The sequence below is a fragment of the Stenotrophomonas sp. YJH_SMC_91 genome (genome assembly GCF_059368495.1).
This window is the reverse complement of the sequence record NZ_JCAFRT010000001.1, coordinates 276,940-301,685: the sequence shown is the minus strand read 5'-3', so window position 1 is coordinate 301,685 and position 24,746 is coordinate 276,940. Positions and strand designations below refer to the sequence as shown.

Sequence of the window (24,746 nt, the reverse complement as noted above, 5' to 3'; positions counted from 1 at the left end):
TCAGAACAGGGGGAACGTGGCACCGGGCGCCGGCTCGGGGCCGGTCGCAACGGCGGCCGGGGCAGCCGCATCATCGGCCACGGGCGCCCATTGTGGCGTAAAGAAGGCCTGCACATCGGCCAGACTGCGGGTACGGCGGAATGGCGGCAGTGAATCGAGAAAGACCCGGCCATAGCCACGGTTGAGCAGGCGCGGGTCGCACAATACCAACACACCACGGTCGCTCTCGCTGCGGATCAGGCGACCGACGCCCTGTTTCAGCGCAATCACCGCCTGCGGCAGCTGCTCATCGCGGAACGGATTGCCACCCTGGCTGCGGATCGCCTCCAGCCGTGCCTCGTACACCGGATCGTCCGGTGCCGCGAACGGCAGCTTGTCGATCATCACCACGCTCAGCGCCTCGCCCACCACGTCCACGCCCTCGCGGAAACTGGCCGAGCCCAGCAGCACGCCATTGCCCGATTCGCGGAAGCGCTGCAACAGCGTCGCGCGCGGCGCCTCGCCCTGCACGAACAACGGCCATGGCCCATCACGCAGTGCCTCGGCGGCCTCGCGCAATGCACGGTGCGAGGCAAACAACAGGAATGCCCTGCCCTGCGACGCCTGCAACACCGGCCGCAGGGTCTGGATCAACGCAGTACCGAAGCCCCGCGCAGCCGGATCAGGCAGGCCTTCGGGCAGGTAGCACAGCGCCTGCTCCGGCCAATTGAACGGGCTTGGCTGGACCAGCGTGTGCGGATCGTCCAGGCCCAGGCGGGTGGCGATGTGGTCGAAGCCACCGCCCACGGTCAGCGTCGCCGAGGTGAAGATCCATGCCGCGCGACTGCGTTCGCGATGCTCACGCAACGGGCCGGACACATCCATCGGCGTGCGCTGGCAGCGAAAACCACGTGGCGTGAGCTCGTACCAGAGCACATCAGCGGCAGTGGCGGTTTCCGCCGGGTCGGTATCGAAATCGAGGGCAGGTTCGTCATCGCCCAGCCAGCGGCTGAGCCGCGAGACCGCCTCGCGCGCCCGCGCATGGCAGGCATCCAGGCCCGCCCCGGCTTCGCGCAGCGGCTGCAGTGCCTGCTCCAGCGTCACCAACCCCGCCATCACCGTATCGAATCCGTCGCGCACCTGCGGCATCGCCAACGCGCGCCATTGCGTGCCACGCGGCGGCAGTCCGTCCATCGCCGAACGCAGGGCCAGCAGCGCCTGCTGCAACTGGTCGACCGGTTCCTGCAGCGCCGACTGCGCGCCGCCGACGCCACGCGCTTCGGCCAGGCAGTCGCGGCCCAGTTCCTGCCACGGGCGCATGCCGAAACCTTCGCCGAAGAACTGCGCGGCCAATTCGGGCAGCTGGTGTGCCTCGTCGATGACGAAGGCCTGCGCCCCCGGCAGCAATTCACCGAAGCCATCCTGCTTCAGAGCCAGATCGGCCAGCAGCAGATGATGGTTGACCACCACCACGTCGGCGGCCTGCGCACGCTGCCGCGCGCGCACCACGAAGCAGTCATCCCAGAACGGGCAGTCGGTACCCAGGCAGTTGTCGACCGTGGAAGTGACCATCGGCAGCAGCGGCGAGTCATCGGCCAGGCCTTCCAGTTCGGCGATGTCACCGAACTCCGAACGACCGGACCAGGCCAGGATGCGCTGGAACTGCGCCGCCTGTTCGGGGCTGGAAAAACGCGGCTCGCCACGCGCCTGCTGCAGGCGATAGCGGCACAGGTAGTTCGCGCGCCCCTTCAGCAGCGCACTGCGCAGGCCGACACCCAGCGCCTGACGCACCCGTGGCAGATCGCGGTGGTAGAGCTGGTCCTGCAGCGCGCGGGTTCCGGTGGAAATGATGGTACGCAGCCCGGACAGCAGCACCGGCACCAGATAGGCAAAGGTCTTGCCAGTGCCGGTACCGGCCTCGGCCAGCAGCAGGTCACGCTGCTGCAGCGCATCGGCGATGGCTTCGGTCAGGTGCAGCTGTGCCGGACGCGGGACGAAGGCATCCAGGTGCGAGGCGAGCGCGCCGCCGTCGCTGAGGGCTTCGCGGCTGGCATGGACAAGGTCGGACATCAGAGGGAAAGGATACCCGGCCGGGCGCTGCCCGGCACCCGTTTCAAGCCGGAGCACCAGCAACAGCAACAGCGGTGTTCATGGCTCTGGGTTGTACTGGGGACTGGCGGGGGACTGTGGGTTTGCGGGGACGCCGTAAACCCGTCCCTGGGGGCTTGGCCGCGGCATCCATGCCGCAGACACCCCGCAAACCCATAGTCCCCCGCCTTCGACAGTTTCCCGGTGACGGAGGGGACAGACTTCGCAAAGCCGAGCCTGCTCGACTGGCAGCTCAGAAGCGATGGGAGTAACGGGGAAAGAAGAAAAGAAATGGCAGCGAGCGCGCGCAGCGCGCGACCCGCTTTTGATTTTGATTTTGTTCTTGCCTGCGGCCCGCGCGATGTATGGCGGACCGGGTGGGTGGGGCGTGCAGGACCGTTGGCGCCATGGATGGCGCCATCGAGCCCCCAGGGATGGGTTTACGGCGTGTCCTGCACGCCCCACCCACACGGCCCATCACGACCATCCATCAGTGCGAGCGCTTGCCGCAGAGGGGGCAGCGCCCGATGGAGTGGAATACCTCAGTACCGCTTGATCCCCGGCACCGTGCAGCCCTCAATCTGCGCATGCGCCGACACCGCATTCTCCTTCTCGCCCCGCGCCAGGCGCGACTGCTCGATCGTCGCCCAATGCCGGCGGCACAGCGGCCCTGTCTTCGAGCCCAGGTCGACCGCCTTGCGCGCAAACGCCTCCGCCTGTGCCCACTGCCCCTGCAGCAGCGCCAGCTCGGCGCGCTCCTGCAGCACCGCCGGGTCACCGGCGACGATTTCCAGCGCGTGGTCCAGGCTGCTGGCGGCACCGGCCAGATCGTTGGCCTGGCGTTGTGCCTGCGCGGTCACCCGCAGATCTTCCACCTGCGAATCACGCAACGGCTGCACCGACAGCTCCTTGTCATCCGGGCCAGCGGCTGCGTCAACTGCGGCCAGGCGCTGCGCCGGCGTGGTGGTATCGACCGGTTTGACCACCGGCGGCGCACTGCTCACGCAGGCGGCCAGGGCCAGGCTGAGGCCGGTCAGGGCCAGGGGCTGCAGCAGGGATCGCATGTTCATCGGCATCATCGGCTCGGGGGAGGAGTGGCGGCGGCGGGCGTCGCGGCAGGTTCGGCAGGCGCTTCCGGCTTGCGGTCCAGGCCGAACCAGCTGCGCCAGCCGCCACCCTCGCCTTCGGCCTCGCCCTGCCCGTCCGGCGACACCGCCGGTGCACAGGGCGCATAGGCCGGCGCATAGCCGACCACGAACGGGAAGCGGCGCGCTCCCGGGCAGCCCTCGTCGGTCGTGTTGAGGCCGCTGGCGGCCACCGGCTGCCAGTCCAGGCCCTTGTTGCTGACCCGCAGCGGCGCACTGGGAAGACGCTGGAAGATGCCCGACCAGACCCGCATCGCGCCGGTGGCACCGTACAGGCCAGCCTGCTCGTTCTGGTCGTTGCCGATCCAGATCACCGCCAGGTGATCCCCGGTGTAACCGGCATACCAGCTGTCACGACCATCGTTGGTGGTACCGGTCTTGCCGGCCGGCTGCAGGCGGCTGAGGCCATCGGCGTTGAGCCGCTGCGCGGTGCCGCTGGCAACCACCTGCTGCAGGCCGACACTGATCAGGTTGGCGGCAATCGAATCGCCTTCCTGGGCCGGTGCCGGGGTCTTGTCGTAACGCTTGAGCAGCTTGCCCTGCGGATCGAGCACGCCACGCACCGCATGCAATGGCTGGATTTCGCCACCGGACGCGAGGAACTGGTACAGCTGTGCCATCGCGTAAGGGCTCTGGTCGGTCGAACCGAGGATCACCGCCGGATTCGCTTCGGCCTTGATGCCGGCCAGCACGTGGATCAGCTGGGTCACACGCTCGGGGCCGACCTGCATGCCCACGCGCACCGTGGCCTGGTTGTAGGAATGCGCCAGCGCGTCGATCAGGCGCACGGTGCCGTGGCTGCGGTTGTCCGCGTTGCCCGGGCTCCAGTTGCGGCCACGGCCGAGCTGCACCGTCACCGGCGAATCGTCGACCCAGCTGGCCAGCGAGTAGCGGTCCGGCTGCGCCAGCGCCAGCAGGTACACGAACGGCTTCAACAGCGAGCCGACCGGGCGCTGTGCTTCGATCGCTCGATTGAACCCCACCTCGGACACCTCACGGCTGCCGATCACCGCCAACACGTCACCGTTGTGCACGTCGGTCAGCACCATGCCGGCCTGCAGTTCGGGACGGCGCTTGCTTTCCAGCGACTTGATGGTGCGGGTCACCGCGCCTTCGGCATAGGCTTGCGCAGACGGCGACATGCCGGTCATCACGCTCAGGCCGGCGCCCTGCAGCGCCGATTCCGGATAGTCATGGCCGAGCTGGCGACGGACCAGGTCCACATAGGCCGGGAAGCGGTTGGCCGCCACCAGGCCCGGCGTTTTGGGCACGCCCAGCGGCGCCTTCAACGCACGCTGGTACTCGGCATCGTCGATCAGCGTCGCCTCATGCAGCTTGCCCAGCACGAAATTACGGCGATCCAGCGCGCGTTCCGGGTTGCGCCGCGGATCGTAGTAGGACGGGCCCTTGACCAGGCCGATCAGCAGCGCGATCTGCTCAGTTTCCAGCGATTGCAGGTCACGGCCGAACCAGAACTCGGCGCCGGAAGACATGCCGTGGATGGCCTGGCTGCCGCGCTGCCCCAGGTACACCTGGTTGAGATAGGCCTCGAAAATGGTGCGCTTGTCGTAGCGCGCCTCCATGATCAGCGCGTACAGCACTTCGTTGAATTTGCGGGTGACCGTCTGTTCCTTGCCGATCCCGAGCAGGCCGCTGCGGGCCAGCTGCTGGGTCAGCGTGGACGCCCCCTGGCGACTCTGGCCACCGGAACGGACCGTCACCCACACCGCGCGCGCGATGCCGGACAGATCGATGCCGTGGTGACGGTTGAAGTCCTTGTCCTCCACCGCCTGCAGGCCGGTTACCAGCAGGTCCGGCGCCTCGTCCATGCGGATCAGGCGGCGTTCTTCCTGCTTCTGCCCGTACAGGGTGGCAATACGTGCCGGGTCCAGGCGCGCAGCCTTCAGCGCCTTGCGGTTGTCGGCATCACGCAGCGACGCAACCGCACCGTCTGCCAGCGACAGTTCCAGCCGACGCGGTGCGACGCGGCCATCCACATCGTTGTAGCCACGGCTGGAAATGACAAAGCGCCCGCCATTCACCGCATAGGTCGCCGGCTCCTTGCCCTGCCCGTCATCGCGGTAGGCAGATGCGGCGAGTTCGGTCTTCAGGGTCGCCGCGTCCATCGCCTTGCCGGGCGTGAGCACCAGCGGCCGCGCATATACCCGGGTCGGGATCTGCCAACGCAGTTCACCGAAGCGCTGGGTCACCTGTTGGTTCAGGTACAGCGTATAAGGGATCAGGAAGCCCAATCCCAACGCGACCGCAGCCATGCTCCAGGTGATCAGGCGACGCCGCCACAGCGGGCTGTCGTCCTGCTGGTCGTCGTCGAAATCGTCGATGTCGTCGGAATCGTAGCGTCGGGGCACGGGCATGCAGGCAGGTAGGGTCTGGCGAGTCTAACGCAGGCGCCGCGGTGGCTGGCAGGCGATGGCCCGCGGTTTCACTGCAGTTCAAGCAGCGCGCGGCGCCCGCCACCCGGCCCACGCGCCCGCAAGCGCTGCCCAGCCCCCTTTCCAGCCGCCCCCCGCCAGGCAGACGTTGGCCAGGCGTGCGATCAACCGCGGCGCATCATGGGCGATCCAGCCTGCCGGCACATCCACACGGCGATACAGCTGCAGGCGCGACCAGGCCATGCGCCAGGCGAGCGCGTGAAGTCCCTGGAAGCGCTCCGGCGCCACCACCACGCCGCGCTGCCCCAGCAGATCGGCCAGGGCCAGCAGGCGCCCGGCCGTGCGCTGGCGCGCCTGTGAATCGAACAGATCGAGATGGCGCAGGCGTTGCAGGAAACCGCGGCGACTGGCACCGATCTGGTTGTTGCCATGCTGCCGGTAGTCGATGGTCGGTTCGGCCAGCATGTCCAATCCTCCACGCAGCGATGCGTGGACCGCCAGCCATTCGTCGTGGCTCCAGCCCGGCGGGACCGGCAGCGATCCGGCAAGCAGCCCGCGGCGCAGCGCGCAGGTGGCACCGGTGATGAAGTTGCGCAGCAGGATCGCGTCGATCGCAAGGCCCGAGCGTTCCAGCTCGACCTCGGCCGGATGGACCACCAGTACCTCCAGCAGCCGCTGGCCAAGCAGCGCGCCCTGCGCGTCCACCAGCCATGCATCGCTGTGCAGCAGCAACAGGCCCTGATCGGCGTGGAAGCGCTCCACGTAGCGGCGGACACGCCCCGGATGCCAGACATCATCCTGGTCGCACAGGAACAGGATGTCGGCCTGGCAACGCATCAGTGCATCGGCGAAATTGCGCACATAGCCGAGATTGCGCGCGTGCTGGACGATCTCGACACGGATGCCCAGCGCCTTTGCACGCGGCACGAAGGCCTGCAGCAGCTGCAGCGTCTGGTCGCTGGAACCGTCATCGCCGATCATGACTTCGTTCACCGGAAGATCCTGGTCGAGGATGCTGTCCAGCTGCGCCTGCAGGTAGCGCGCACCGTTGTAGGTGCACAGCGCGACGCCAATGCGCTCGGCAGGGGCCGATCGGGATGGCGCGTCAGGCATCGAACGTACTCGCGGAAACAAGGGCCGGGGGATGGTAGCAGAGCCCCCCAAGAGGATGGATATGGTGGCTGGCTAGCCGTTGCCGGGATACGCAGCGATCCGCTGCACGGCCTGGGCCGCGCTCATCGGTCGCCACGTGCCAGCGTCGGGCTGGAATGGCCGCGGATGTACGTCCAGCAGCGCCTGCAGCGGGCCATTGTCCGCAATCAGATCCTGCTGCAGGCGTGACACCGGACCACGCGCCCGCGGCAGCACCGCGGCCAGGCCCCGCAGTGCCGCGCCCGGCAACGGCAGCGCCAATGTCGGCTGTGCCAGACTGGCGTGCACGCGGCGGAACATCGCGTGATAGGGCAGGCGCTCGCCACCGCCGATTTCCAGCACCCGTGCCGACGCTGCACCGGTGGCGATGCAGGCCACCACGGCGCGGGCGATATCGTCGGCATGCACCGGTTGGCGCAGGCCTCCCACCAGCGGAATCGGAAACAGGCGCAGACGCAGCGCACGCTGCACGATCGGGGTGATGCTGCGGTCGATGCCGGCCCCATAGATCAGGGTCGGCCGCAGGATCGTCCAGCCCATGCCAAGACGCTCGGCCTGCGCGATCAGGCCCGCTTCGCCCCGCTGCAGCATCGCCACGACGTCCTGCTCGTCGGCCTGCTCGGAATTCTGCTTGCTCAGCACGCTCATCGAACTGGTGGCGATAACCTGCCGCGCGGGGGCCGCCGTCTGCCGCGACAACCACTGCGCCAATGCTTCAAGGGGGCCGAAGCTGGCAATCGCCTGCCAGTCCGGAGACGGCACGCTGTCCAGCGCAGCCGCCAGGTCCCCGCACAGCCACTGCACGCTGTCCTGTGCCGGTTGCGGTTGCCGGCTCACCGCCTGTACCCGCCCATGCGCCTGCACCAGGCGCGGCAGCAGGAACCGGCCGATCTGGCTGGTGGCTCCGGAAACGAGGACGGTCATCGGCACTCCGTGGGGATGTTGCGAGGGGTGGCTACTATAGCGGTCCCTCCGGCAGCGGCGGGCTCAGGGCGACGACACCCCGATGTCGCGCAGGCGCTGCCGCAACTGCTGGTACTCGCTGCTGGAAGGGCCGACGCCAAGCTCGCCCGCCTGCTGGAGCGCGCGTTCGGCAAAGGCGACATCTCCGTTGCCCAATCGTTCGCTGCCAATCGCAATCCAACGCTGCGCGAGGCGCTGGCGGGCCGCAGGCAGGCCGCCGGCGGTGGGAGCCAACGTCTGCCAGGCCTGCAGGCAGGCACCTGCAGCCTGCACCCGGTTCTGCCGGAGGTTGTCGTCGAAACAACGGCGACTGGCAGGCAGCAGGCGCGCGGCTGCGGCCTTCACCCGTGAATCGCGCGGTGCCAGCGCCTGTGCTTCGCGAAGGGCATCGAATGCGCTGTGCCCCGGAGGGCTGATCCATTGGCCTGCGCGCTCGGCGCGTTCGATCCGGCGCAGGTGATCGCGCAGTTCGCGTTCCCGCTGCGCGTTGCTCACTGCGGGCTGCTGCAGTGCCGCCCGGGCCTGCCGTGCACGCTGCAGGCGCTGCACCAGTTGCTGTCGTGCCGCCTGCGAAGCGCCCAGTGCATCGGCCAGCACGGCATCACGCTGCGCCGCCTCGAACTGGAAATCGTCGGCCTGGATCTGGCTTCGCGCCAGCACCGCCTGCAGCACCTGCTCGCGGCCCCGCTGGGCAGTGGGATCGTCCGGCGCCACCGCCAGCACGGCCAGGAACCCCTTTGCGGCACGTTCCAGCTGCTGTCGCTGAAGTGCGCGCTGTGCCTGCCGCAAGCGCTCGTCGACCGCCCGTGCCAGGGCCTCCTGGCTGGCGGGAAGATCGGCGTGGCCTGCATCGAACAGGCGCGCGCGCTGCAACGTCGCAGCGGCTTCAGCCAGTTCCCCGCGTCCGGCCAGCGCGCGCGCATGCTGCAGCAGATCGCTCAGTGCATCCTCGCGCCCCTCCAGAGCGGGCAGGTTCTCCGGCTGCAGTGCCAGGATGCGCTGGAACAGCGGCAACGCACTGCTGTCGCCATCGTCCAGCCGGCCGGCCGCGAACGCATTGCGGGCCTGGGCCAGCAACGCGCCGATACCGGCGCCGGCGCTACGCCGCGCCTGCAGTTGGCGGGCCACGGCGTCGGCGTCGCCCTGCGGCACCTGCAGCTCGCGGGCCAGCGCCAGTGACTGCGCGCTGCCCTCCAGATCGTCGCCCTGCAGCTTGTCGCGGGCCTGCTGCAGTGCTGCCGCGGCGGTTCGTGCAAGGCCCTGGCGCGCCTGCGGCCGATCGCCATCCAGTGCCAGCACCGCCTGGTAGCGCTCCCGCGCACCACTGCCGTCGGCCGCACTCAGCCGGCCGGCGGCGAGCGCGCGATCGCCTTCGACCAGCAGCTGTTCGATCTGCGGCTCGTCCCAGAACCAGTCGGCCAGCGGCTTGCGCAGCAGCACCAGCAGCACGAACACCGCCAGCGCCGCGACCAGCGCCCATCGCCAGACCCGCCGCGCATGACGTGCCTGCAGCCACCACCAGCGGCCTTCGCGGCGGACGCGATCCAGCGCAGGGTGTTCAGCGCCATGCGGGCGATGCGGGGGCTCGCGTTCCATGCGTGCAGGGTAGCCGGGGCGGCGTGAAGCTCAGCCGAGGCGACGCGCCTCGCTCACACCCGGCAGCGCGTCCAGCTTGCCCAGCAGGTTCGACAACTGGTCGTAGTCGCTGACCTTCAGCCTCAGGCGCAGATGGGCACGGCCACTGTTGCGCACGTTGTCACTGTGGATGTCGAGCACGTAGGCGTCTTCCTGGGCGATCAGGTTGGTGATGTCCTTCAGCAGCCAGCGGCGGTCGACCGCATTGACCACCACGTCCACCTCGTAGCCGCCCCCGGCCTGGCCCCATTCCACCGGCAGGATGCGCTGCGGGCTGGTGGCCGCCAGCCGGGCCAGCGCGGCACAGTCTGCCCGGTGCACGGTGACACCACGGCTACGGGTGAGGTAGCCGACGATCGGTTCGCCGGCCACCGGCTGGCAGCAGCGCGCCAGCTGCACCAGCAGATTGCCCACGCCCTGCACCGTGAACTTGGACTTGCCCAGGTTCTCGCGGCGGGCGGTCGGGCGCGGAAGCGCCGGCGCAGGGGCCGGCTGGCTGGCCGCGCGCTCTGCTTCCAGCAGCGTACGGCTGACCTGGTTCGGGCCGGTGTCGCCCAGCGCCACCTGGATGTAGAGGTCGTCAACGCTGTCGGCATGGAACTTCTTCGCCGCCACCGCCAGATCCGAATGCTGCAGCCCCAGGCGCTTCAGCTCGCGCTCGAGCAGTTCGCGCCCGGCCTGCACGTTGCGCGCGCGGTCCAGCTTGTGGAACCAGCTGCGTACCTTTTCGCGCGAGCGGTTGCTGGCCAGGAAGCCCAGCGCGGGCATCAGCCAGTCGCGGCGGGGGTCGGCCTCCTTGCCGGTGAGGATCTCGACACGGTCGCCGCTGCGCAGGCGATAGGTCAGCGGCACGATGCGGCCATTGACCTTGGCGCCGCGACAGCGGTGGCCCACCATCGTATGTACCTGGTAGGCGAAATCGAGCGGCGTGGCCCCCTGGGGCAGGTCCAGCACCTCGTCCTTCGGGCTGAGCGCATAGACCCGGTCCTCGGTCAGCTCGGCGTCGAGTGCCCCGGCCAGTTCATTGCCCTGCCCGTCCTGCGCCTGCTCCAGCAGCTGGCGCATCCAGGTGATCTTGCGATCGAACGACTTTTCCGCGCCCTTGCCGCCTTCCTTGTACTTCCAGTGCGCGGCCACGCCCAGCTCGGCCTGGGAATGCATCTCGTGGGTGCGGATCTGCACTTCGATCGTGCGCCCTTCCGGGCCGACCACGGCGGTGTGCAGCGAACGGTAGTCGTTGGCCTTCGGGCGTGCGATGTAATCGTCGAACTCGCTCGGCACCGGGGCCCACAGCGCATGCACCACACCCAGCGCGGCGTAGCAGGCGGCGACGTCGTCGACCATCACCCGCACCGCGCGGATGTCGTACAGCTGGTCGAACGCCAGCCGTTTCTTCTGCATCTTCCGCCAGATGCTGTAGATGTGCTTGGGGCGGCCACTCACTTCGGCATGGATGCCCTGTGCGGCCAGCTCGCGCGACAGCTGTTTCTTCACGTTCTGCACGTAGCGCTCGCGCGCCACGCGGGTTTCGTCCACTTCGCGCGCGATGCGGCGGTAGGTTTCCGGCTCCAGGTGGCGGAACGCCAGGTCCTCCAGCTCCCACTTCAGCTGCCAGATGCCCAACCGGTTGGCCAGCGGCGCGTGTATGTCGCGGGTCAGCTGCGCCAGCGCCCGGCGCTGCTCGTCGTCCAGCTTGTCGGCAGCGCGCATTCTCGCCAGCTGCCGGGCCAGCAGGATCGGCACCACGCGCAGGTCGCGGATGATCGCCAGCAGCAGGCGGCGCAGGCCCTCGCTGTTGCGCCCGGCCTCGCGGCCAGCATGCAGCGCCCAGACCGGATCGGCGGCGTCCTGGCCGTCGAGCAGGCCGATCACCGCCGCCTTGTGGTTGCCCAGCGGCAGCTGGTCCAGGCTGGCGCGCAGGCCGGGCAGGTCGAACAACAGCGCGGCAACCACCGCGCCTTCGTCGGCCGAGAGCATCGACAGTGCATCGAGGGTATCGCCCAGCACCGACCAGCTGGCGCGCATCTGGTGGTCGCACTCCGGTGCTTCCCAGTGTTCGCGCAGGGCTTGGCGCAGCGGAGCGGGCAGCACCGCGGCGGAGGGACGGTTCAACAAGGCATCCAGGCCGGGGACAGAAGCGCGGTTCACAGCATCGAGCAGGCAAGACAGAGGTTCCTACACTAGCGCCGGCGCCGTTCAGGGACAATCACCGCAGCCACCATCACCCGGCATGAAGACATGCCGCTACACTCGCCGGCAAACCCAGGAGAGTTCCGCCATGCCCTCGATCGCCCCACGTTTCCGTCCACGGCTGCTGGCCTGCGCCGCACTGCTGCTGTCCCTGTCGGCGCCTGCGCTGGCCCAGCGCGTGGTGGACGGTGACCTGCAGCAGCAGATGTCGCCGACCGAATTCAAGGCGGCCGGCCTGGACAAGCTGAGCGCGCAGGAACTGGCCACGCTCAACCGCTGGCTGCAGGGCAAGGTTGAAGCGGCGACGACCCAGGCTGTGGCAGCGGTACGCGAAGAAGCCCGCGAACAGGGCCGCCAGGAAGTGATCGTGAAGAACCGCGGGTTCTTCGATTTCGGCAGCAACGAGCCGATCACCGGCGTGCTGCAGGGCGAGTTCCGTGGCTTCGGCAAGGGCCGCGTCTACGTGCTGGACAACGGCCAGGAATGGGAGCAGACCGACAGCACCAGCGTGGTCGGCGTGCGCAAGCAATCGCCCAAGGTCAGCATCAAGCCCGGCGTGATGGGCGTGTGGTACATGAAGGTGGAAGGCGTGAACAGCCAGCCCAAGGTGCGCCGCTCCAAGTAGTGGATCCACGCCACGCGTGGATGACATCCCACCGTACCCCGCCGGTCATCGTCCGGCGGGGTCGGTCGGGGGTTACGAGGCCTGGCGCAGTGCCGTCACCCGCTGCGCCAGCTTCTTCGCCGAAATGCCGGTACGTGCCCCCAGCTCCTGCGCGAACAGTGACACCCGCAGCTCTTCCAGATCCCAGCGCAGCGCCTGCCATTGCGGGCGATCGCGCAGGCCCTGCTGCTCCGCCGTTTCCAGCGCTTCCAGGAACGGATGCAGTTCCAGCATGCGTGCCTGGTCACGTGGCGGATCACGCTTGGCGCGTTCGGTGCGCAGGATCATCGCCTTCAGGTAGCGCGGATACTGCGCCAGCGCGTCGGCCGGCGTATCGCGCAGGAAGCCGGGGTGGATCAGCCCGGACAGCTGCGCTTCCATGTCGTCCAGGTTGCCGCGCGCCCAACCCATCAACGGTGCTTCCAGCATCGGCTTCAGTTCCGCCACCAGCGCCAGGATGGTTTCGGCCAGTTTCAGCCGCGACATGGCCTCGCCGAACAGGGCCTTGGCCGCATGCTCACGGCGCTGTTCGAAGGCCGCCGCATCGCGGATGTCTTCCAGGCCCTCCGCCAACACCGCGTTCATCGCCGCATCCACCAGGTCACCACGCAGGCGCTCCTGCGACTCGATCGCCGCATACAACAGGCCGGTCTTGGCGCCCACCGGCAGCTGCTTGCGCGCCTGCTTGACCTTCTCGGCCAGGGCGATCTCCAGCAGCCGGCGCACGCCCAGCGGGTGAGCCTCCTGTGCCTGCTGCCGATCGGCGAAGATGCGCAGCGCCACGCTGTCACCCTCGTCCAGCAATGCCGGATAGGCCGGAACGCCGGCTTCACCGGGCACCTGCAGCGGTATCGGCGTGGCCGGGAACGTGCGCAGGCCATCGGCCGCCATCTCGCGGCCAGCGCGTGCAGCGAAGGCGTCGCCGGCACGACCGCCGAATTTCGCGCGCAGTGCGTCCAGATCACGCGAAGTGGCCAGCACCTTGCCCTGCTCGTCGCGCAGCCGCAGGTTCATGTGCAGATGCGGCTCGATCGAACCGGGCTCGAAATCGAGCGCGGTCACGGTGGCACCGGTTGCACGTGACAGGAAACGCGCCAGTTCGCCGGTGATGGCATCGGCGCTGGGCTGCGGAAACGCCTCGTAGAACGCGCGGCCGAAGTCCGGCGCCGGCACGTAGTTGCGGCGCATTGCCTTGGGCAGGCTGCGGATCAGTGCCGAGGCCTTGTCGGCGACGAAGCCCGGCGCCAGCCAGCCCAGCTGCACCGGGTCCAATGCATTGAGCAGGTGCAGCGGCACGTCCAGGGTCACGCCGTCATCGTCGGCACCCGGCTCGAAGCGGTAGTGCAGCGGCAACCGCGCCTGGCCCAGCGCCAGGTATTTCGGGTAGCGCTCCTGCTCACTGCCCTCGCCGGGCAGCAAGTCTGCGAGCGACCAATGCAGCGCCTTGCGCTGTTCCGGTGCCAGTCCCTTCCACCAGGTATCCAGGCCCGCAGCCGAATGGATCTGCGGCGGCACCCGGTCCAGGTACCAGCGCGCCTGCCAGTCCTCGTCGGCGACGATGCCGGCGCGACGCAGCTTGGCTTCCTCCTCGCGGGCGACCTCCAGCACTTTCTGGTTGTCGGCCACGAAACTGGCGCGGGTGTTGATCTCGCCGGTCACCAATGCCTGGCGCACGAAGATGTCATGTGCCTCGCCCGGCTCGATGCGGCCGTAATGCACCGGCTTCTTCGGCGCCAGCACCAGGCCGAACAGGCTGATCTGCTCGGAGGCCAGCACCTGTCCCTGCGCGCGCGACCAGTGCGGATCGAAGTGCTTGCGCAGCAGCAAGTGCGGCAGCTCGGCAATCACCCAGTCCGGTTCGATCGCGGCCAGGGTCATGCCCCACACCTTCTGCGTATCCAGCAGGTTGGCCACCAGCAGCCACGGCGGCGGCCGCTTGGACAGCGCCGAACCCGGGAACGGCAGGAACCGGCGCTGGCGTGGCGCCTGGAAATCGCCCTTCTCGGTGCGGTGGCCGATCTGCGTCGGCAGGCCCGCCACCAGCGCCCGGTGCAGGGTCTGGTAGGCGGCGGCGCGCACTCGTTCGCTGAAACCGCCGCCAACCGGCGCCTGTTCCTTCTGCGCGCGCACGGCCACCGGCGCCGGTGCGGCCTCGGCCTTGCCTTCGCGGGCCAGGCGCGCGGCGCGGTGCAGCTGGCCCCGGGTGGCTTTCACCGCCGCCGCGTCGTCACGCGCCGGTGCCGGCGCACTGCTGCCGGCCAGCAACGGCGCCATCGACGCCTCGCTGGCCTCTTCCTTCCAGCCCAGTTCCTCGCACAGCAGCCGCAGCTGGCGATGCAGCTCGCGCCACTCGCGCATGCGCAGGAAGCCGAGGAAATGACGTCCGCACCAGTCGCGCAGCTTGGACTGGGTCAGGTCTTCATGGGCCTGCCGGTAGGCATCCCACAGGCGCAGCACGCCAACGAACTCGGAGCGGCCATCGGCGAACTGCGCGTGCGCGCTGTCGGCCGCACCACGCGCTTCGGGTGGGCGTTCGCGCGGGTCCTGGATGCCCAGGAACGAGGCGATCACCAGCATCGGCCGCAGGCAGCCTGCGGCCTGCGCGGCCACCAGCATGCGCGCAAGCTTCACGTCCACCGGCAGGCGTGCCATCTGCTTGCCGATGGTGGTCATGCGCCGCTCGGCGTCGATCGCGCCCAGTTCGGTCAGTTGCTGCCAGCCATCGGCCACCGCACGCTCGTCCGGTGCCTCCAGGAACGGGAATTCCTCGATCCGGCCCAGGCCCAGCTGCAGCATGCGCAGGATCACCCCAGCCAGGCTGGAGCGGCGGATTTCCGGATCGGTGAATTCGGGCCGCGCCTGGAAATCGGCTTCGGCGTACAGGCGGTAACAGATGCCCTCGGCAATACGGCCACAGCGACCTTTGCGCTGGTTGGCGCTGGCCTGCGAGATCGGCTCGATGTGCAGGCGGTCCAGCTTGTTGCGCGGGCTGTAGCGCTTGACGCGGGCGAAGCCCGGATCGACCACGTAACGGATGCGCGGCACCGTCAGCGAGGTTTCCGCCACGTTGGTGGCCAGCACGATGCGCCGGTTCGGCCCGGGGTTGAACACCCGGTCCTGGTCCTGGTTGGACAGCCGCGCGTACAACGGCAGCACCTCGGTATTGCGGTACTTGCGCCGTTCCAGCGACTGGTGCGCATCGCGGATCTCGCGCTCGCCCGGCAGGAAGATCAGCACGTCGCCGCGCGCATCCAGGCGGGTGATCTCGTCGATGGCCGACACGATGGCGTCGTTGACGGTGCGTTCGCCCTGGTCTTCGCCCTCGCCTTCCAGCGCGCGGTAGCGCACTTCCACCGGATAGGTCCGGCCTTCGACGCTGATCACCGGCGCATTGTCGAAATGCTGGGCGAAGCGCTCAGTGTCGATGGTGGCCGAAGTGACGATCAGCTTCAGGTCCGGGCGCTTGCGCAGCAGCTGCTTCAGGTAGCCCAGCAGGAAATCGATGTTGAGGCTGCGTTCGTGCGCCTCGTCGACGATGATCGTGTCGTAGTTCGACAGCCAGCGGTCACTGGCGATCTCCGCCAGCAGGATGCCGTCGGTCATGAACTTGATGCGGCTGTCTTCGCTGACCTTGTCATTGAAGCGCACCTGGTAGCCGACCAGCTGGCCCAGTTCACTCTGCAGTTCCTGTGCCACGCGGCTGGCCACCGCACGTGCGGCAATCCGTCGCGGCTGGGTGCAGCCGATCATGCCGGCCTGGCCACGGCCGGCGGCCAAGCACAGTTTCGGCAGCTGGGTGGTCTTGCCCGAGCCGGTTTCACCGGCGATCACCACCACCTGATGTTCGCGGATCAGCGCGATGATGGCGTCGGCTTCACGCGCAATCGGCAGCTGCGGGTCCAGAGTAATGGACGGCTGCTGTTGCGCCCGCACCTGCCGGCGCTGCACCGACGCCTGCAAGGCCTGCTCGAAGGTGGCGGCCAGTGCCGCATCCTGTGGCTTGGCCTGGCAACGCGAGAGCATCCCCAGCAAACGGCCCCGGTCGCGGCTCATGGCGCCGTCGATGGCGGCACGCTGTTGGCGCAGGCGGGGCGATGGATTTTTATCGATAGAGTTCATCAATCGGTTCGTTCAAAACTTTGAAAGCGACCAGTCATCACGACCGGTTTATTGTGAAGGCCAACGATTCCACAAGGAGGAACCCCATGGCGAAGACCAAGAGCACGACCAAGGCCAAGACCGGCAAGCAGAAGCTTGCTGCGGCGGCACCGTCGGCACCGAACATCGATATCGGGATCACCCAGGGCGACCGCAAGAAGATCGCCGACGGTCTGTCGCGGTTCCAGGCCGATGCGTTCACGCTCTACCTGAAGACGCACAACTTCCACTGGAACGTGACCGGGTCGATGTTCAACTCGCTGCACACCATGTTCGAGACGCAGTACACCGAGCAGTGGGCGGCACTGGACGACGTGGCCGAGCGCATCCGCGCGCTGGGCTTCAATGCCCCGGGCTCCTACCGGGAATTCGCTGCGCTGACCTCGATCGCCGAGGAACCGGGCCTGACCGACAGTGCGGACTGGCGTGAAATGGTACGCCAGTTGGTGGTCGCCAACGAAGCGGTCTGCCGTACGGCACGTGAAGTGCTGGAGGTGGCGGCCAAGGGGGACGACGCCCCGACCGAGGATCTGATGACCCAGCGGCTGCAGACCCACGAGAAGTACGCCTGGATGCTGCGTTCCCTGCTCCAGTAAGGGTTGGGGGTGTTCGGCAGGGCTGCGCCCTGCACCCGCAAAGGCCTTAAATCAAAGGCCAGAGCCAGAGCAGAAGCTGGTTTCCTGAGGGTTGGCGGGGTGGATCCGGTGGCAGGGGACGCCGTAAACCCGTCCATGGGGGCTTGGCCGCGGCATCCATGCCGCGGACACCCCTGCCACCGGACCCACCCCGCCTTCGACAGATTTTCGCGATCTGCCGGCAAAGCCATTGGGGTCGGATCCGTTTTCCGTCGGAAAACGGATCCGACCCCATTTTGTTTGTCGATATCTGACAGATTTCATCCACGCATGGCGTGGATGGATCCACCGTCACCGGGAAACTGTCGGGGGTGGGGCGGTGTGGGCTTGCAGGACCGTTGGCGCCATGGATGGCGCCATCGAGCCCCCAAGGACGGGTTTACGGCGTGTCCTGCAAGCCCACACCGCCCCGCCCAGCCAGAAGACACCCCAGAGCCGGCTGTTGCCTTTGACGTTGCTCTGGCTTGTAGCAGGTGCAGGGCGCAGCCCTGCCGCCGCCTCCGGGAGGTAAACTAGCCGGATGCCTTCCCGTCCCGCGCACGACCTGCTCCAACGCGTCTTTGGTTACGACGATTTCCGTGGTCCGCAGCAGGACATCGTGGAGCATGTGGCTGCCGGTCATGATGCCCTGGTACTGATGCCCACCGGCGGTGGCAAGTCGCTGTGCTACCAGGTCCCGGCCCTGCTGCGTGACGGATGTGGCATCGTCATCTCGCCGCTGATCGCGCTGATGCAGGACCAGGTCGAAGCCCTGCGCCAGCTCGGCGTGCGTGCCGAGTACCTGAATTCAACCCTGGATGCCGAGACCGCCGGCCGCGTCGAGCGCGAACTGCTCGCGGGTGAACTGGACATGCTCTATGTCGCTCCCGAGCGGCTGCTGACCGGCCGCTTCCTGTCGCTGTTGTCGCGCAGCCAGATCGCCCTGTTCGCCATTGACGAAGCCCACTGCGTGTCGCAGTGGGGCCACGACTTCCGCCCGGAATACCGCCAGCTGACCGTACTGCACGAGCGCTGGCCGCAGATCCCGCGGATCGCGCTCACCGCCACCGCCGACCCGCCGACCCAGCGCGAGATCGCCGAGCGTCTGGATCTGCAGGAAGCACGCCACTTCGTCAGCTCCTTCGATCGCCCCAACATCCGCTACACCGTGGTGCAGAAGGACAACGCGCGCAAGCAGCTGACCGATTTCCTGCGCGGCCACCGTGGCGAGGCCGGCATCGTCTACTGCATGTCGCGGCGCAAGGTCGAGGAGACCGCTGAATTCCTATGCGGCCAGGGCTTCAACGCCCTGCCCTACCACGCCGGCCTGCCGCCGGAAGTGCGCGCGAACAACCAGCGCCGCTTCCTGCGCGAGGACGGCATCGTCATGTGCGCCACCATCGCCTTTGGCATGGGCATCGACAAGCCGGACGTGCGCTTCGTGGCGCATACCGACCTGCCCAAGTCGATGGAAGGCTACTACCAGGAAACCGGCCGCGCTGGTCGTGATGGCGAAGCTGCCGAGGCCTGGCTGTGCTACGGCCTGGGCGACGTGGTACTGCTCAAGCAGATGATCGAACAATCCGAGGCCGGCGAAGAACGCAAGCAGCTGGAGCGGGGCAAGCTCGATCACCTGCTTGGCTACTGCGAATCCATGCAGTGCCGCCGCCAGGTGCTGCTGGCCGGTTTCGGCGAGACCTATCCCCAGCCGTGCGGCAACTGCGACAACTGCCTGACGCCACCGGCCTCGTGGGACGCGACCATTCCGGCGCAGAAGGCACTGAGCTGTGTCTACCGCACTGGCCAGCGCTTCGGCGTCGGCCACCTGATCGACGTCCTGCGTGGCAGCGAGAACGAGAAGGTGAAGCAGCAGGGCCACGACAAGCTCAGCACCTACGCCATCGGCCGCGATCTGGATGCGCGCACCTGGCGCAGTGTGTTCCGCCAGCTGGTCGCCGCCAGCCTGCTGGAAGTGGACAGCGAGGGCCACGGTGGCCTGCGCCTGACCGATGCCAGCCGTGACGTGCTGACCGGCCGCCGCCAGATCAGCATGCGCCGCGACCCGGCCAGCAGCACCAGCGGACGCGAGCGCAGTGCGCAGCGCACCGGGTTGTCGGTACTGCCGCAGGACCTGGCACTGTTCAACGCGCTGCGCGGCCTGCGTGCCGAACTGGCGCGCGAACAGAACGTGCCTGCCTTCGTGATCTTCCACGACAGCACCCTGCGCAACATCGCCGAGCAGCGCCCGACCAGCCTGGATGAACTGGCCCGGGTCGGCGGCATCGGCGGCACCAAGCTGAGCCGCTACGGCCCGCGCCTGGTCGAGATCGTGCGCGAAGAAGGGTAACGCCCGGCTCCCTGTAGCACCGAGCCCACGCTCGGCTGCCGTGGCCGCAGAAGCAGCCGAGCGCGGGTTCGGCTCTACATTGGTGCCGGTCCAACCTTGAACCAGCCATTCAGCCGGAAGTGCATCGGCGCCCACTTGCAGCTAGATTAACGCCATGTCCCTGGCCTCGACCCTGCTCCGTGTCGTGCTCATGCTCAGCCTGTTGCTCAACGGGCTGAACGCGGCCATGGCCAGCGGTCACGAGGAAATGGGGCGGATGGCACACGCCGTCGCGGCCGCCGTAGATGGCGGTGACCCCGACTGCCAACACCACGCCGCCATGCAGGCCGACGAGGCCCCGCAGGCCAAGGCCCCCGCCCACGACGCCCACTGCCAGATCAAGGACTGCGTGCGCAGCTGCGCCCAGCACCCGCTGCTGGTGGTGCAGCCGTTGCCGTTCATGGCCGGCCCGGCGTTGTCGCTGGCACCACAGCCGATGCCGGCTACCGGCCGCCCGTCGCCGCCGCTGCCGCCGATCTCACGCCCTCCCATCGGCTGATTCCACACGCACTGTGCGCCCTGCGCACCGTAGCCGGCCACCTGCCGGCGTCTTTCCGTGTCTGGAGTCTCCACCATGAATACCCGCAATCCCCCCGGTCCGGGCGCTGTGCCCATGCCGTCACGCCGCCTGTTCGTGCAGGGCCTGGCCGCCGGTGGCGTGGTCGCCGGCATCGCCGCTGTCGGCGTGCCGCAACGCGCGCTCGCCGCCGCCACTGCCGCCCCACGGCTGGCCGGTGCCCCCGCCGTGCTCAGCGATACCCGCATCGAACTGGCCATCGGCGAATCGCTGGCCAATTTCACCGGCCGCCCCCGCCCGGCGATCACCGTCAACGGCTCGTTGCCGGCCCCGATCCTGCGCTGGCGCGAAGGCCAGACCGTGGACCTGTTCGTGCGCAACACGCTGGAACGCCACCCGACCTCCATCCACTGGCACGGCATCCTGCTGCCGGCCAACATGGACGGCGTGCCGGGCCTGAGCTTCAACGGCATCGGCCCCGGCGAGACCTACCACTACCACTTCCAGCTGAAGCAGTCGGGCACCTACTGGTACCACAGCCACTCGATGTTCCAGGAACAGGCCGGCCTGTACGGCGCGCTGATCATCGACCCGGCCGAACCGGCGCCGTACCACCATGACCGCGAGCACGTGATCATGCTGTCGGACTGGACCGACATGGATCCGGGCGCGCTGTTCCGGCGCATGAAGAAGCTGGCCGAGCACGACAACTACTACAAGCGCACCCTGCCCGACTTCCTGCGCGACGCGAAACGCGACGGTTGGTCCGCGGCGCTGTCCGACCGTGGCATGTGGGGCCGGATGCGGATGACGCCCACCGATATCTCCGATATCAACGCGCATACCTACACCTACCTGATGAACGGCACCGCCCCGGCCGGCAACTGGACCGGCCTGTTCCGCAGTGGCGAAAAGGTGCTGCTGCGCTTCATCAACGGCGGGTCGATGACCTACTTCGACGTGCGCATCCCCGGTTTGAAGATGACCGTGGTGGCCGCTGACGGCCAGTACATCCACCCGGTCAGCATCGACGAATTCCGCATCGCTCCCGCCGAAACCTACGACGTGCTGGTCGAACCCACCGGCCAGGATGCGTTCACCATTTTCTGCCAGGACATGGGTCGCACCGGCTACGCCGCCGGCACGCTGGCGGTACGCCACGGACTGCAGGCACCGATTCCCGCGCGCGACCCACGCCCGTTGCTGACGATGAGCGACATGGGGCACGACATGGGCAGTGGTGGTCATGGTGGCCACGACATGGCCGCGATGAAGGGCACGGAAGGTAGCTGCGGCGCCAGCATGGGCCACGGTGCGCACGGCGGCGGCGGTACCGCCAGCAAGGTACCGAAGCATCCGGCCAGCGAGCGCAACAACCCGCTGATGGACATGCAGAGTTCGGCCACCGAGCCGAAGCTGGACGACCCTGGCATCGGCCTGCGCGACAACGGCCGCCAGGTGCTGACCTACGGCGCGATGCGCAGCCTGTTCGAAGACCCGGATGGCCGCGAGCCGAGCCGCGAGATCGAGCTGCACCTGACCGGCCACATGGAGAAATTCTCGTGGTCGTTCGATGGCGTCCCGTTCGCCAGCGCCGAGCCGCTGCGGCTGAACTACGGCGAGCGCATGCGCATCGTGCTGGTCAACGACACCATGATGCAGCACCCGATCCACCTGCACGGCGTGTGGAGCGATCTGGAAAACGCGCAAGGTGAGTTCCAGGTCCGCAAGCACACCATCGACATGCCGCCGGGCACCCGCCGCAGCTATCGCGTGCGCGCCGATGCACTCGGCCGCTGGGCCTACCACTGCCATCTGCTGTACCACATGGAAGCGGGCATGATGCGCGAAGTGAGGATCGAAGAATGAGCCGCTCACTGCTTTCCCCCAGCCTGCTGGCCCTGGGCCTCGCCGCCGCGTTGCCGGTGTTCGCGCAGTCGCACGCCGGCCATGACATGGGCGCGATGAACGTGCCTGCGAAGAGCGCGAAGACCCCTGCCGAACCGGTCGATCATTCAAAGATGGATCATTCGGAGATGGACATGTGTGCGGCGGATCAGGCCGGCATGGACCACCCCACGATGGACCACTCGAAGATGGACCATGGCTCGATGCAGCCAGCGGCGATGGACCATTCGCAGATGGACCACGGGGCGATGGGCCACGGCACGCCTGCACCCACCGAACCGCGCGAACCGATCCCGGTCCCGACCGATGCCGACCGCGCCGCCGCCTTCCCGCAGATCGCGCATGGCGCGATGGAACACGCGCCGGAGATCAACAGCCTGCTGCTGATCGACCGGCTTGAGCATTGGGATGGCAAGAGCAGCAACGGCCAGGCATGGGAAGCCACCGGCTGGATCGGCGGCAACATCAACCGCCTGTGGCTGCGCACCGATGGCGAACGCAGCCGCGGCCGCACCGAATCGTCGTCACTGGACGCACTGTATGGTCGCAGCGTGTCGCCGTGGTGGGACGTGCTGGTCGGCGTGCGCCAGGACTTCCGCCCGTCCGACTCGCGCACATGGGCGGCCATCGGCATCCAGGGTCTGGCGCCGTACAAGTTCGAAAGCTCGGCCACGCTGTACATGGGCTCCGGCGGCCAGGTGCTGGCCAAGGCCGAGGTCGAGTACGACGTGCTGCTGACCAACCGATTGATCCTGCAGCCGCTACTGGAAGCTACCGTTGCGGCCAAGGACGAGCAGGAGTACGGCATCGGCCGTGGCCTGAACAAGGTAGAGGCCGGCCTGCGCCTGCGCTACGAGTTCAGCCGTCGCTTCGCGCCCTACATCGGCATCAGTCACGAACGCAGTTTTGGCGACACCGCCGACTATGCCGGTGACCACGCGCGCGACACGCGCTGGGTGGCCGGCGTGCGCATGTGGTTCTGAGCAGCAGATCGTGAGCAATGGCCAGCCCCGGCAGCCGCCGGGGCCGGCTACACTTCGCCACGTTCCAATGCAGGCACCGCCATGTCGTTGCAGATCCGCCGCGCCACCCTTGCCGATGTCGACGCGCTGTCGGCGATCGCCATCGCCACGTACAACGAAACCTGGGGCGATTCCTATCCGCCGCAGGAGCTGCACGATTTCCTGCAGGCGCACTACAGCAGCGAACCGCAGCGCATCGAACTGTCCGACCCACGCAGTGCCATCTGGCTGTTGCTGGACGGTGACGCCGTGGTCGGCTACCTGGCCGCCGGTGCCAACACCTTGCCGCACACGGATGCATGCGAGGGTGACATCGAACTGAAGCGGTTCTACATCCTGGCCGGACACCAGAACGGCGGACATGGTGCACGCATGATGGACGCATTCATGGCGTGGCTGGACCAGCCGCAGCGCCGCACCCTGTGGGTGGGCGTGTGGGAAGAGAATTTCGGCGCACAGCGCTTCTACGCGCGCTATGGCTGCGGCAAGGTTGGCGAGTACGACTTCATCGTCGGTGACACGCGCGACCGCGAGTTCATCCTGCGGCGGCCGTGATCACGCGCCCCATGTAGAGTGAAGCTTGCTCGACTGTCACCGCCAAAAGTCGAGCATGGCTCGACGCTACAAACTAGAAATCGAACAACTCCGACAGGAAGCTGTCCTTCTTCTTTTTCTTGTAGCCGTGTCCCCGGTTGTCCTCGTAGCGCTGGCCGAGGTGGCGGGTATCACGGTGCATCACCGGTGGCGGCGCGGACGCCGGCTGAGCCTGCACGGGCGCTGGCGGAGGTACTGCAGCACCGGCGCCCGCACGTTCGATGATCTTGTCCAGCTCGCCACGATCCAGCCACACACCGCGGCAACTCGGGCAGTAATCAATCTCGATGCCATGGCGCTCGGCCATCTGCAGCGTCTGGGTCTTGCACACGGGGCACAGCATCGGCATTGCTCCTGTCGGTCTGGTTTCGACTGTACCTGCACCGCGATGACTGTGCGGCAACGCATGACCGATGGCACAGGGACTTCCGGCGTGTGCCCACATGCGTACCGCGGGGCACACTGCGCCCTTGTTCCGCAGGGAATGCGTACATGACCGTGTTGTCCCGCCTGCCCACCACCGCACGCCTGTTGCTGGTGCTGCTGGGCGTCGGCCTTGGCCTGAACCTGCGGGATATCGCCGCGGCCATCGGCACACCGATTCCCGCACTGCCCATCCCCTATGGCGGCAGCCTGTTGGACAACGCGCTGGCGGTACTGGTGGCACTGCTGCTGGCCGCGCTGCTGCGGCCCCGTGACATGGGCCTGATGGCCAGCCTGGGGCTGCGCGGCAACGGCTGGAGCGGCCCCATGTGGGTGCTGCTGGCCAGCCTGCCGTGCTGGCTTGGCCTGGCGCTGCTCGGAACACCGAACAGGGCACTGACTGCACTGGATGCCGCCATGCTGGCGGTGCTGTTCCCGCTGGCCGAGGAAGTGCTCTTCCGCGGCCTGGGCTTCGTGCTGCTGGTGAAGATCGTGCGCGGCCCCTGGCCATGGCTTGCACTGCCGCAGGCGCTGCTGTTCGGCATGGCGCACTGGCTCGGCTTCGGTGGGTTCGACGGTGGCGGCATCGCGCTGTTCGTCGGCGCGGTGATCGCCGTGGGCGGCTTCATCTTCGCCTGGCTCGACCACCTTGATGGCAACACGCTCTGGTGCGGCCTGGTCCTGCATGTTTCGATGAACCTGGCCTGGAATGTGTTCAGCCTCGATGACGCCCTCGCATTGGGCTGGCAGGCCACCAGCCTGCGCATCGGCACCGCCCTGCTCGCGGTCACGGGGCTGGCCTGGCACGTGCGGCTCCGGCGCCAGAGAGGCCTGTAACGCCCGCTTAGCTTGCCGTGCACGTCGGGATCACTACCGGCTTACGCATACTTGCGCGCCTTTTCACCGTTGCTGTCC

17 protein-coding genes are annotated in these 24,746 nt (G+C 67.9%); 8 read left to right on the top strand and 9 right to left on the bottom strand.

What is annotated here, in order from left to right:
- From yoaA to AC5P5X_RS01280, 7 genes are all read right to left on the bottom strand, one after another.
- Entirely contained in the window at window positions 1-2,049 is a 2,049-nt protein-coding gene (yoaA, locus tag AC5P5X_RS01310; protein ID WP_005414254.1) for a DNA repair helicase YoaA, read from the bottom strand.
- Window positions 2,050-2,609: 560 nt separating this feature from the next.
- Window positions 2,610-3,146, bottom strand: coding sequence for a hypothetical protein (locus AC5P5X_RS01305; RefSeq protein ID WP_005414256.1), 537 nt, complete (start codon window positions 3,144-3,146; stop codon window positions 2,610-2,612).
- The gene (gene mrcB / locus AC5P5X_RS01300) at window positions 3,143-5,581 is read right to left on the bottom strand and encodes a penicillin-binding protein 1B (protein ID WP_065184011.1); all 2,439 of its coding nucleotides are present in this window, start codon (window positions 5,579-5,581) and stop codon (window positions 3,143-3,145) included. Before mrcB ends, AC5P5X_RS01305 begins: the two co-directional genes overlap by 4 nt.
- A gap of 84 nt (window positions 5,582-5,665) precedes the next feature.
- Window positions 5,666-6,718, bottom strand: coding sequence for a glycosyltransferase family 2 protein (locus tag AC5P5X_RS01295; protein ID WP_099562831.1), 1,053 nt, complete (start codon window positions 6,716-6,718; stop codon window positions 5,666-5,668).
- A 72-nt stretch (window positions 6,719-6,790) separates the two neighbouring features.
- Entirely contained in the window at window positions 6,791-7,681 is an 891-nt protein-coding gene (locus AC5P5X_RS01290) for an NAD-dependent epimerase/dehydratase family protein (protein WP_111189261.1), read from the bottom strand.
- A gap of 63 nt (window positions 7,682-7,744) precedes the next feature.
- Window positions 7,745-9,316 (bottom strand): hypothetical protein, encoded by a 1,572-nt coding sequence (locus AC5P5X_RS01285; protein ID WP_076739532.1) that lies wholly within the window; start codon window positions 9,314-9,316, stop codon window positions 7,745-7,747.
- Window positions 9,317-9,346: 30 nt separating this feature from the next.
- On the bottom strand, window positions 9,347-11,503 hold the full coding sequence (locus tag AC5P5X_RS01280) for a bifunctional (p)ppGpp synthetase/guanosine-3',5'-bis(diphosphate) 3'-pyrophosphohydrolase (protein ID WP_043035705.1): 2,157 nt from the start codon (window positions 11,501-11,503) through the stop codon (window positions 9,347-9,349).
- Window positions 11,504-11,633: 130 nt separating this feature from the next.
- On the opposite strand from AC5P5X_RS01280, the gene AC5P5X_RS01275 reads away from it, so the two are divergent.
- Window positions 11,634-12,170 carry a hypothetical protein gene (locus AC5P5X_RS01275; protein ID WP_012481055.1) on the top strand — a complete coding sequence of 179 codons (537 nt, stop codon included), beginning with the start codon at window positions 11,634-11,636 and terminating at the stop codon, window positions 12,168-12,170.
- Between the two features lie 72 nt (window positions 12,171-12,242).
- On the opposite strand, the gene hrpA is transcribed toward AC5P5X_RS01275, so the two are convergent.
- Window positions 12,243-16,328, bottom strand: coding sequence for an ATP-dependent RNA helicase HrpA (gene hrpA / locus AC5P5X_RS01270; protein WP_111189262.1), 4,086 nt, complete (start codon window positions 16,326-16,328; stop codon window positions 12,243-12,245).
- 86 nt (window positions 16,329-16,414) lie between these two features.
- Between hrpA and AC5P5X_RS01265 the strand changes: the two genes are divergently transcribed.
- The 6 genes from AC5P5X_RS01265 (at window position 16,415) to AC5P5X_RS01240 (ending at window position 23,369) form a co-directional block, all read left to right on the top strand.
- On the top strand, window positions 16,415-16,963 hold the full coding sequence (locus AC5P5X_RS01265; protein ID WP_005410730.1) for a Dps family protein: 549 nt from the start codon (window positions 16,415-16,417) through the stop codon (window positions 16,961-16,963).
- A gap of 559 nt (window positions 16,964-17,522) precedes the next feature.
- A complete protein-coding gene (gene recQ, locus AC5P5X_RS01260) occupies window positions 17,523-19,328 on the top strand; it encodes a DNA helicase RecQ (protein ID WP_099524734.1) in 1,806 nt (601 codons plus the stop codon).
- Window positions 19,329-19,482: 154 nt separating this feature from the next.
- Complete coding sequence (locus tag AC5P5X_RS01255; protein ID WP_111174257.1) at window positions 19,483-19,866, top strand: CopL family metal-binding regulatory protein; 384 nt, start codon at window positions 19,483-19,485, stop codon at window positions 19,864-19,866.
- Window positions 19,867-19,941: 75 nt separating this feature from the next.
- On the top strand, window positions 19,942-21,753 hold the full coding sequence (locus AC5P5X_RS01250; protein ID WP_111189263.1) for a copper resistance system multicopper oxidase: 1,812 nt from the start codon (window positions 19,942-19,944) through the stop codon (window positions 21,751-21,753).
- Complete coding sequence (locus tag AC5P5X_RS01245; RefSeq protein WP_111189264.1) at window positions 21,750-22,775, top strand: copper resistance protein B; 1,026 nt, start codon at window positions 21,750-21,752, stop codon at window positions 22,773-22,775. Before AC5P5X_RS01250 ends, AC5P5X_RS01245 begins: the two co-directional genes overlap by 4 nt.
- A gap of 81 nt (window positions 22,776-22,856) precedes the next feature.
- Window positions 22,857-23,369, top strand: coding sequence for a GNAT family N-acetyltransferase (locus AC5P5X_RS01240; protein ID WP_099531000.1), 513 nt, complete (start codon window positions 22,857-22,859; stop codon window positions 23,367-23,369).
- 73 nt (window positions 23,370-23,442) lie between these two features.
- Here the strand turns inward: AC5P5X_RS01240 and AC5P5X_RS01235 are convergent, their stop codons facing one another.
- Window positions 23,443-23,751: a TFIIB-type zinc ribbon-containing protein gene (locus tag AC5P5X_RS01235; protein WP_005410738.1), complete on the bottom strand. Its 309-nt coding sequence runs from the start codon at window positions 23,749-23,751 to the stop codon at window positions 23,443-23,445.
- Between the two features lie 149 nt (window positions 23,752-23,900).
- Here AC5P5X_RS01235 and AC5P5X_RS01230 point away from each other — a divergent pair, with 149 nt between their 5' ends.
- Window positions 23,901-24,668, top strand: a complete 768-nt coding sequence (locus tag AC5P5X_RS01230) for a CPBP family intramembrane glutamic endopeptidase (protein WP_111189265.1) — start codon at window positions 23,901-23,903, stop codon at window positions 24,666-24,668.
- The last annotated feature ends 78 nt before the right edge of the window (window positions 24,669-24,746 follow it).